Source organism: Psychromonas hadalis ATCC BAA-638 (genome assembly GCF_000420245.1).
GTDB lineage: Bacteria > Pseudomonadota > Gammaproteobacteria > Enterobacterales > Psychromonadaceae > Psychromonas > Psychromonas hadalis.
The window spans coordinates 1-9,426 of the sequence record NZ_ATUO01000136.1; the positions used below are offsets into that span (position 1 = coordinate 1).

Annotated in this window: 8 protein-coding genes; 2 read left to right on the forward strand and 6 right to left on the reverse strand. The window is 38.9% G+C overall.

The annotated features are described in order from the left end of the window. Positions 1-378: 378 nt before the first annotated feature. Positions 379-1,008, reverse strand: coding sequence for a LysE family translocator (locus G322_RS0114610; RefSeq protein ID WP_022942484.1), 630 nt, complete (start codon positions 1,006-1,008; stop codon positions 379-381). 217 nt (positions 1,009-1,225) lie between these two features. Between G322_RS0114610 and G322_RS22900 the strand changes: the two genes are divergently transcribed. Continuing rightward, positions 1,226-4,003, forward strand: a complete 2,778-nt coding sequence (locus tag G322_RS22900) for a bifunctional diguanylate cyclase/phosphodiesterase (RefSeq protein WP_022942485.1) — start codon at positions 1,226-1,228, stop codon at positions 4,001-4,003. Here the strand turns inward: G322_RS22900 and G322_RS0114620 are convergent. Continuing rightward, the gene (locus tag G322_RS0114620; protein WP_022942486.1) at positions 3,989-4,540 is read right to left on the reverse strand and encodes a DUF1415 domain-containing protein; all 552 of its coding nucleotides are present in this window, start codon (positions 4,538-4,540) and stop codon (positions 3,989-3,991) included. The two genes, G322_RS22900 and G322_RS0114620, sit on opposite strands and share 15 nt — an antisense overlap. Continuing rightward, positions 4,537-5,094, reverse strand: a complete 558-nt coding sequence (locus G322_RS0114625) for a TrmH family RNA methyltransferase (RefSeq protein WP_022942487.1) — start codon at positions 5,092-5,094, stop codon at positions 4,537-4,539. The genes G322_RS0114620 and G322_RS0114625 overlap by 4 nt, the downstream gene beginning before the upstream one ends. Positions 5,095-5,558: 464 nt before the next feature. On the opposite strand from G322_RS0114625, the gene ylqF reads away from it, so the two are divergent. Continuing rightward, a complete protein-coding gene (gene ylqF, locus G322_RS0114630; protein ID WP_022942488.1) occupies positions 5,559-6,500 on the forward strand; it encodes a ribosome biogenesis GTPase YlqF in 942 nt (313 codons plus the stop codon). A gap of 138 nt (positions 6,501-6,638) precedes the next feature. On the opposite strand, the gene G322_RS20970 is transcribed toward ylqF, so the two are convergent. From G322_RS20970 to G322_RS22430, 3 genes are read right to left on the reverse strand one after another with little or no spacing between them, the layout of a single operon-like run. Then, positions 6,639-7,655 carry an aminotransferase class I/II-fold pyridoxal phosphate-dependent enzyme gene (locus G322_RS20970; protein WP_022942489.1) on the reverse strand — a complete coding sequence of 339 codons (1,017 nt, stop codon included), beginning with the start codon at positions 7,653-7,655 and terminating at the stop codon, positions 6,639-6,641. Next, positions 7,655-8,584: an adenosylcobinamide-phosphate synthase CbiB gene (gene cbiB, locus G322_RS0114640; RefSeq protein WP_022942490.1), complete on the reverse strand. Its 930-nt coding sequence runs from the start codon at positions 8,582-8,584 to the stop codon at positions 7,655-7,657. The genes G322_RS20970 and cbiB overlap by 1 nt, the downstream gene beginning before the upstream one ends. After that, the gene (locus tag G322_RS22430; RefSeq protein ID WP_022942491.1) at positions 8,581-9,165 is read right to left on the reverse strand and encodes a histidine phosphatase family protein; all 585 of its coding nucleotides are present in this window, start codon (positions 9,163-9,165) and stop codon (positions 8,581-8,583) included. The genes cbiB and G322_RS22430 overlap by 4 nt, the downstream gene beginning before the upstream one ends. Positions 9,166-9,426: the final 261 nt, after the last annotated feature.

A 9,426-nucleotide genomic window follows, 5' to 3' on the forward strand; every position in this document is an offset into this window, starting at 1 on the left:
TGATTGAGTAATAGCTAGCTATTGCGATTGAATGCAACGTCGCTATTTATTATTTTAACCAACAAGATAGATCAGATACTTATGCGGATTGGTATTACTGTCCAAAAATTCATTATTGTGGCTGGATTGATAAAATGTTTCATCGCTCTCTTGCTGATTTTTAGTGAGCATAATTTTCCTTATTTGCGTTGGGGATGATAATGCCAATATATTTTTCTTTTGATGCGGATGTGTTCATTTCTTGGCACAACTCGGTAGTGACTTCAAGCGGCCATGGTTTATAAGTAAACGAGCTTGCGCCCCGTAGGGTAAGGCAACTTACACCAATCTACGTCATTATAAAATTTCGACTTAGAATGCCTCGTATCTCGACACAATTTACCTTGCTGATGTGAGTGCAATCTTTGCCCCCAACGCAACGAGCAGTGTTCCCGAGACGCCCTCTAATACGCGTGAGTATTTTTGCGCTTGAGGAGAGCGAAATAGCATCGTACCAAGCACGGCATATAATAAATTACAGATAGTTGCTAGCAGACTAAATAACAGTCCCAGCATTAATAGATCTTGTGTAATGGTGCTTGAAGATGGATCAATAAATTGCGGTAAAAAAGCGATAAAAAAGAACGCCACTTTGGGGTTGAAAACACTTATTATCACCCCCTGTCTAAAAACATTAACCGGTAGCTTCGTTGTTTTTGTAGAGATCATTTCACTGCTATTTTTATAACAGTTAAACAGTGCAGATAAACCTAAATAAAGGAGATAAGCAGCCCCTAAATATTTGATCAATGTAAAAACAAAAGCAGAGCTTGCAATCAATGCGGAAAGCCCAAAAACAGCGCTCACGGTATGAATCAGATAACCTATCCCTAAACCAAATGAAGCTTTAATACCTCGTTTCATATTACCTTTTACAGTACTAGTCACAATGTAAATAACATCAGGCCCAGGAATAAGATTTATTGACAGAGAAACAGTGGTAAACAGCAGTAGCGTATTAATATCCATTTGAAGCCATACTCCATATTAAAGAAAATATTGTAAAAAACTAACAAGGCAAAAATAATCTCAAAAAACAACCGCTTTTGCAAGGTCACCTCCCGTTGCTTTACGATTATAATTTCATTAAGCTTTCGCTTTTTGCATACTATTTTTAAAAGGTGTGCTTAACTGAAAGAATATTTATTTGTTGATAATCAGTAACAACAACCATAATGGTAATATTATGAAAAACAACCCCCTATTTTCATTCAAGTGGTATGAAAGTCTACAGTTTAAAATGTCAGCCATCTTTTTCTTACTTTTCCTCTTTATCACTTTCTCTATATTTATGGTACTCAATACATTTGGCCACAAATTGATTGAAGAGGGAGCTTATCTGCGTTTGAATGAAGCAAATAGCAAGGTTGTTTCTAAGTTAGAAAAACACACCATATTAAGCGCAACATTAGTTGATGCAATGGCAAATATCGCTGAAAAATTACCCAATGATATTAATGTATACAAAAAGCTAATATTACAATTAGTTGATTACAAGGGAACTGAAACTTTTATTGCTGGCGGGGGCATTTGGCCTGCTCCCTACCAGTTCAATGAAAAAATAGAGCGACATAGCTTTTTTTGGGGACGTAACCCATTTGGAGATCTTGAATTTAATGATGGTTATAACCAGTTACAAGGCAATGGTTACCATAATGAAGAGTGGTACGTACCAACCACTCATCTTTTAGAGGGTGAGCTATATTGGTCTAAATCGTATACGGACCCCTATTCACTGCAACCGATGGTGACCGTCAGCGCACCTTTGATAAAAGACAAAAAAAATATCGGTGTGGCCACTATCGATCTTAAATTAGAAGGATTACAACAACTATTAAAAAAAGTGACTCATGCCTTTGGCGGTTACGCATTTGCAATTGATCGCAATGGACGATTTTTGTCTTATCCTGATAACCAACAAGTGATATCAACAATAACAAACAGAGATGGCAGTGAATTAAAGTCGTTTATCACTTATCAAGAGCTTGCAAAAAAACAGCCTCTATTTAATCAATTTGCCGATATATTAACAGCGCAACGTCAGCAACAACTGCAAAATCTAAATACGACAAGCCAATACAGTGAAAACTTATCAGCCACCTTGGCATTAGACAGTTATCAGATAGACCCAAAAGATGCGAAAATGATTGTCGCCTCAATGCTCTCTTCACGCAAAGATCGCCATAACAATATATTCAAAACCAACAACCTGTTGTTAGAGAATGACGCTTTACTCAATGAAACAGTTTTTGTCTCTATCTCAACAATGCCAGATACTTACTGGCGAATAATCACAGTGATGCCCTACAGTAAAGGCATTGAAAAAATTTCAGCCACCTACAACCAACTCATGTTATCCACACTGATAGCAATCGTATTAACACTGTTTATTCTTTGGCTATTTATTCGTTACATCGTTACCTCGCCAATTAGCCGCCTTGCAAAACAGGTACAATCACAAGTTGATGATAATTGTCACCTGATAAATGATGGAAATACGCAACTCTTTAGCACTGAAGCAAAAGGAGAAATCAGCGCATTAGTGCAAATTTTTAATCAACGAACCCAGCAACTGTTGCATAGCCATAAAGAGATTGAAAAATTAGCCCATTTTGATGCATTAACAGGCTTACCCAATCGTCTCTTATTGATTAACCGTCTCAATGATAAATTAGCCAGTTGCAATAGGCAGCAATGTTATGGCGCGCTACTATTCATCGATCTGGATAATTTCAAATGGATCAATGATTCACTCGGCCATGATACAGGTGATCAGTTATTGTTGCGTGTCGCGGAACGGTTTACAAAATGTGTACGCAGCGAAGATACGGTTGCACGCTTAGGCGGAGATGAATTTGTGGTTTTAATCGTCAAAAATCACACCTATTCAAGGCAGTTAAATAATGAGTCAACCATTGTTGCCCGTAAATTAATTGACTGTATGCAAGCGCCCATTAAACTAAAAGGACACCAACATTATGTCACAATTAGTCTCGGTATTACTGTGTTTTCCAACCAAAACCGCAACTCCGATGAGCTACTTCGCCAAGCAGATAGTGCAATGTACCGTGCGAAAGAAAAAGGTAAAAATGGTTTTTGTTTCTTTAATAGTAAAATGCAAGAACAAGCAGATCGCCGTTTAGAGATTGAAGAGGCACTGCGCATTGCATTGGATAACGATGAGCTGTTTTTAGTTTATCAGCCCCAAGTGGATAGTCAGGGCATCTGCTTTGGTGCAGAAGCACTGGTGCGCTGGTTACATCCAGAAAAAGGGCTATTATCCCCCGTTGAATTTATTAGTATCGCTGAACAATGTAATTTAATCATACCGTTAGGAAAGTGGGTACTAGATCAAGCCTGCGCACAACTACAAGCTTGGAGTGACGAAGGTATTGAACTACAAAAAATATCGGTTAATGTCAGCCCTAAGCAATTCCGCCATATTAACTTTGTAAATACCGTGCGTGATGCACTGTCAAAATATCAGGTTGATGCAAATAAACTCACACTTGAGATAACCGAAGGCATTGTTATTGAAGACATTAAAGATACAATCAATAAAATGACCATATTAAAATCACTGGGTGTTTCTATCGCACTGGATGATTTTGGTACCGGTTACTCCTCGCTCAAGTACCTCAAAGAGTTACCCCTAAACCAGTTAAAAATAGATCAGAGCTTCGTACGTGATATCAACAATGATGCCAAGGACGCGATGATCGTTGAAACAATTATCGCCATGGCGACACATTTGGGTTTAGAAGTGATCGCCGAAGGTGTAGAAACAAGCAAGCAAGTCGCGCTGTTATTCGACAAAGGCTGTGATCAGTTTCAAGGTTACTATTTTTCTAGACCCAAAACAGCACAAGATTTCAGCACTTATCTAGTGGCACAATTAACATCAACGCAAGCTAATATCCACCCGATAATAGCTCAGCAAAAATACCCCCTACTTATTAAGTAGGCAAGTGGCTAATAGATTTGCAAAAAAATCATTGCCTTTTTTATTGGCAAAGGCGATATTCCGTTCAGGAATAGCATCAACATCCGGATGATTTTTAATCGCTTTTTCCATGCTTGTTTCACGGATAATATGCAGGGTTGGATAGGGGGAACGATTGGTATAATTAGAGGGTGAACTTTGTAACTCATCGGCAAAGCAATAATCGGGATGAAAATTAGCCAGTTGATAAACGCCCTCATAATCTTCTATTTCCAGCCGATCATTGGCCAATTCAACTAAGTCTAAAAAATCATAAAAACCTTCAAACCCAGTAGGCATGATAAACAGTGTCGTTTCTATTTGTTCATCTCCATCCAAAAAACGGCACTCTTCGATTAATGCCTGTAAAACACACTTTTTACTGGTGCTCTCAACCACGACATAACGAATCGAACCACGCTCCACCTCTCTGCGCGCAAAAGGACAAATGTTGTATTTCACAATCACATTACTCACCCAGTTTTGAGTATGAGTGATGATATCTTGGGTTGTGTTCATAGCGTTACCTTGGTGATTTTTTTGCGAATTTGATGCGCACATTCAGCGAGTACAATCGCACCAGCCGTTGAAACATTAAGCGAATTACCCATGCCAAACATGGAGATATGAATTTGTTGCTGTGTTAATTTCAATGCAGCTTCACTCACTCCCTTGCGCTCATTACCTAATACTAAAACACAGGGAGAGGGATAATTCACCTCTTTATAATCAACGGACTGATGGCATAACTCAACGCCAAAAACGGCATAACCTTGGTCTAATAAAATTTGTAAGCTTAATATGGTGCTATCACTGTATTCAATACACACCCATTTAGCTTCATTTCGAGAGGCTTTTCTCAGCTTCTTCTCTGAAATAGTCAGCGCCCCACAGATAATAATTTTTTCGATAGCGAACGCATCCGCCAAACGGATAAAAGCGCCAATATTATAGCTATTAGTGACATTATCTAACACCACTACTAAAGGGATTTTAGGCTGATTTAAGTATTCATCACGCAAGGGTTTGTTTTCTCTGAGCTGTTCTTTACTAAGTTGTATTTCTGACGACATGATATCTACTTTTATTAAATTCGATGAAAAAAATGTACAAATTGAATTTACAGTAAAATGCATTCGCTTTCAGAAAATAGTGTCAGCTTTATCTCAAAATAAAGGGGAAATCGTAAAGGTCATTAAGTCAACGCAGTAACTAAATTACGCAACCATAGATGGCTTGCTTACTGCTATTTAAGCTCATAATCACCCATAAATTAACACATCACCTTAAACACAAAAAGGCAATTTAAAGGCTGACAACAGATAAATATGATCTCGCGGCTGATATTGCCTGAGGATTAATCGATTGAGTGGTTATCTTCGATTTGTAACCTGTTTATTCCCTGTATCGTCTAGGTCGAATCAAATAAAATGTATCTATCCCTCCTCATCAGTTAAAATAAGATATATAAATATATTCGCGCTCATGCTTTTAGTACCCCATGAGCCATAAGAACAAAACAAAAGGCAGTAAAAAAATGAGTAGCACAACAATACAGTGGTTTCCCGGGCATATGCACAAGGCACATAAAGAGATTAAAGAGGTATTACCACAGGTTGATATCATTATTGAAGTGGTTGATGCACGTATTCCTTATAGTAGTGAAAATCCGTTAATCGCCTCTATTCGTGAGAAAACCCCCTGTATTAAGGTATTAAATAAAGCGGACTTGGCCGATCCAGAAATAACCGCACTGTGGATAGACTACATTGAAAAAGAAGAGGGGGTCAAAGCGCTGGCTATCACCACCACAAAAACAGAGCAGGTGCATCAAATTACTAAGCTTTGTCAGCAGATGTTACCCAATCGTTTAAGCCAAGATAAACAAATTCGTGCCATGATAATGGGTATTCCAAATGTCGGTAAATCGACCATTATCAATATATTAGCGGATCGTCTCATTGCCAAAACAGGTAATGAACCGGCAGTAACAAAAAGCCAACAACGTATCCGACTACCCTGTGGCATTATGCTCACGGACACACCGGGGTTTTTATGGCCAAAAATTGAAAACCAACACTCTGCTTATCGTTTAGCCGTCACCGGTGCGATTAAAGACACGGCCATTGAGTATGAAGATATCGCTTATTATGCGGCGGAATATCTGATTAAACATTACCCTGAGCGTTTAAAGAAACGTTATGAACTTGAAGTTGTCCCGGAAACAGATCATGAGTTGATGGAAGCGATTGCACTGCGCCGCGGTTGTTTACGTGCAGGTGGTCATTTTGATATCTACAAAGTATCGACTATTTTACTCAACGAGTTGCGCTCTGGTGCACTCGGCCCATTAAGCATTGAAACCCCCGAGATGGCAGAGGTTGAAAAAGTTGAAACAGCGGCGCTGATGTTAAAACAAGCAGAAGATAAAAAGCTAAAAAAAGAGGCACGTCGACGTAGAAGTCGTAAGAATAGATAACAGCTAGTTAACGTTGGGATAATTAAATCTGAACGTACATCAAATACAAAGAAAACTAAAGTCTGATCTCGTTAGTGCTTATTCTTAAAGGCATTCTCAGACTTTAGCTTTTATTGCGAATCACTTTAACGTTATCATCTACAGGGGTTTTTTAGCACATTGCATCAACACGATCGCTAAACGCTTCAACTGCACCTCATCTGCAATCCCAAAACGTAGTGCATCATTTTCATCCGTAAGGCGCACATAAACAGCGTGCTGGCACAGTTGCTGGTAAATAGCGGGCGCATTATTGAAAAAAGCAGTAATAAACAGCGCATTACTTTTTATAGATAATATAGGCAGCGTACTGTTAATTAATTGTTGCTGTTTTTGACTCTGTTTTTGCAATCGTTGCTTTTGTGCTGTTTGCCATTTTTTATCGTTAAGCGCGAGCTCGGTAATATACAGTGCAGGACCATTAACCGCCCACGGGCTGGTGCTATGCTTGATAAGTTCAAACCACTCTGCACTACAACATGCAAAACCGATACGCAGACCCGCCAAACCAAAAAATTTACCAAAAGAACGTAATACGATTACATTTGTTGTTTCTGCCTTTATATGCGCTACGAAACTATATTCAGGCGCAAAAACATCGGTAAATGCCTCATCGATAATGAGTAAGCTATTTTGTGCATGACACTGTTTTTGTAACGCGCTTAACTGCTTGATAGTAAAAATATCGGTCAGTGGATTATTAGGATTGATCACCACCACCACTGAATTTTGTTCAATGTTAGCAGGTAATGTTTGTTGATAAAAATGCAGTTGATAACCCGCTGTTTTCCATGCCTGCTGATGTTCTTTATAACCCACTTTAGGCAGGTAAACATGACTTGCTAAAGGCTGTTTTTCAGACCAAAGTTGTGGCAGTTTTTCAATTAGACTTTGACTACCAGAAAGTGGCCAGCAATATTTTGCTTGATAATAATTTTTTGCCACATCAATGAGTGACGCTGAAATAGTAGGCAGATCTTGCCAAACTGATAATGGAATATCAGGGATAGGATAACTAAAAGGGGCAATGCCCGTGGAAAGATCTAACCACTCTTTTTCTGGGATCTGATACTGTTTCGCGACACGACTTAACTGCCCACCATGTAAAATAGCCATTATCTTAAATACAACTCCATTATGAATACCATTATCAACCACACTACAACGGCTTGTTTTACCACGGTTAAGCTGTTTTTGATATGTTTGCTCTGCACCTGTTCACCTTCGCCCAATGGTGGTGATTCAACCTCTTTCCCAAAGTAGATTGCTTTCCCTCCTAAACGGACATTGATGAGTGTTGCTCCCGATGCCATGACCCAACCGCCGTTATGACTTTTGTAATGTTTACTTTGCCAATAAGCGTTGCTTAAAATTTGGGTAAATTTGCCACTAAAGCCCCCTAACAAGGCAAACAAGAGTGCGGTAATTTTTCCACTGATAAAACCTAACAAGTCATCTAAGCGTGCGCTGAATTTACCAAAATAGTTAAACTGCTCAGAGCGATAACCCCACATTGCATCCAAGGTATTGCTCAAGCGATGGATGATCACCAGTGGCGCGCCCCCGATCACAAAGTAAATTAGCGTCGCAGTGACTGCATCATGGCCATTTTCAAGCATCGACTCAGTGGTTGCACGGCTAATCGCTTTCTGATCTAGCTGACGGGTATCGCGACTAACAATATAACTGCAATAATGTTGTGCTTGTTTAAGATTATTATCTTGGAGAGAACGGTAGATCTGCTTGCCATGCAATTCAAGACTGTTCAAGGCAAGCGCCCAATAAACAATATAGATATTAATTATCACTAACAGGTAATAGGGAAAAACAACCGTTAGCCAACAATAAAGTAATGGAAGTGGCAAAACTAATAAACTCCATGCCACTATTCCGCCTAAAAAGCGCGTTGTTTTAGATCCATGGTTTAATTTTCGTTCAAGTTTTTTGGCTATTTTCCCAAACAAAACCAAAGGGTGAAAACGGATTGGCTCACCGAATAGATGATCAATTATTAATGCACTTATTAGCGTTACAGTGATCATCATAACAGTGAAAATCGCCCACGTTGATGATCATAACTCAGTGAAATGAGCTGACCATTTTTATAATCGTAACCCGTACTTAATTCTTCACAATCTTTAAACTGCGCCATAAAACAGCGCAGAACATCACCGTGGGTAATAATCAAATAGTTTTCATGGGGTGCTGATTGAAACTGTTGTTTAAGCGCGCATTCAAAACGTATTAAGATCTGTTTTGCGCTCTCTCCCTGCTCGGGCTTACAATCTGTTATCTGTGCAGTAATTTCAGTGTAATCATGATGTGACTGCATCTCAGGCGTTAATCTTCCCTGCCATAAACCAAAATTTCGCTCTTCAATTCCACGCACAACGGTATGTTTAACGTGTAGTAATTCACTGCAAATAGCAGCCGTTTGCACAGCACGTCCCAGTGAAGATGTGAGTATTTTATTGATATTAAGGCTTAAACACTGTGTTGCTAACTGTAAAGCTTGTTGCTTTCCTATCTTAGTCAGCGAGCTATCTAATTGCCCTTGAATGCGCTGTTCAATGTTCCACCGAGTTTGACCATGACGGGCAAGATAGAAGGTAGTTTTTTTATTCACTTTGTACTCTTATTAATGGAAAGCTATTTCAACGAAGTTAACATGTTATTGTCTAAATGACCCCGTGTATTTTAAAAAATAGTTTTAAAAAAAACGATAACAGAACTAAGGTTTTAGCTTAGATTCTGTTTTTAATATGAACTAAAACGTCGCTTGGACCTTAGTTCAGTCTTATGAGTGGGTAAGATTTTTTAGTCCTGCTTGGTTGCCAAGGCGAAGCTGAAGCATCACGTCCGAATAAAGTAACTTCAGTCCTGCTTA